Below are 516 nucleotides of genomic sequence, written 5' to 3' on the forward strand. Positions count from 1 at the left end.
GAGGGCCGGTGGGCCACCACCATGCGGTTCTACGCCGGACCAGCGCTGCTGGTGATCGACGAACTGGGCTATCTGCCATTACCGGCAGAGGCGGCTTCAGCATTGTTTCAAGTTGTGTCGCAACGATATTTGAAGACCTCGATCGCGATCACCACCAACCGCGGCGTCGGATCCTGGGGCGAGATCCTCGGCGATAACACTGTCGCCGCGGCCATGCTCGACCGGCTCCTACATCGCTCGGTGGTCCTCAAACTCGACGGCGATTCCTACCGCCTGCGAGACCACCATGCCCGATCAGAAAACCACCGCACGGCCTCCGGAACCATCCGCCGGCCGCTACAGTAGAACCGCCTCACGGGTGGGGAATTTCGATGAGCACCACTGGGGAAGTTTCTTGAGCCTCGTCAGCTGACTGCGCTCACCGAATCTCCCCAGCCGGGCTCATCGAAATGCCCCACCCGTGAGCGGTCCTGATTATAGGGGTTCGCGGTTTCCGGTCGTGGCCCGGCGGAGGTT

General features: G+C 62.4%; 1 protein-coding gene. It reads left to right on the forward strand.

Annotation, left to right across the window (positions count from 1 at the left end):
- On the forward strand, window positions 1-345 hold a 345-nt coding region (locus A5789_RS06660), incomplete at its 5' end, for an ATP-binding protein (protein ID WP_197516563.1).
- Window positions 346-516: the final 171 nt, after the last annotated feature.

Origin of the sequence: Nocardia sp. 852002-51101_SCH5132738, from assembly GCF_001665695.1 — a bacterium.
Classification (GTDB): Bacteria; Actinomycetota; Actinomycetes; order Mycobacteriales; family Mycobacteriaceae; genus Nocardia; species Nocardia nova.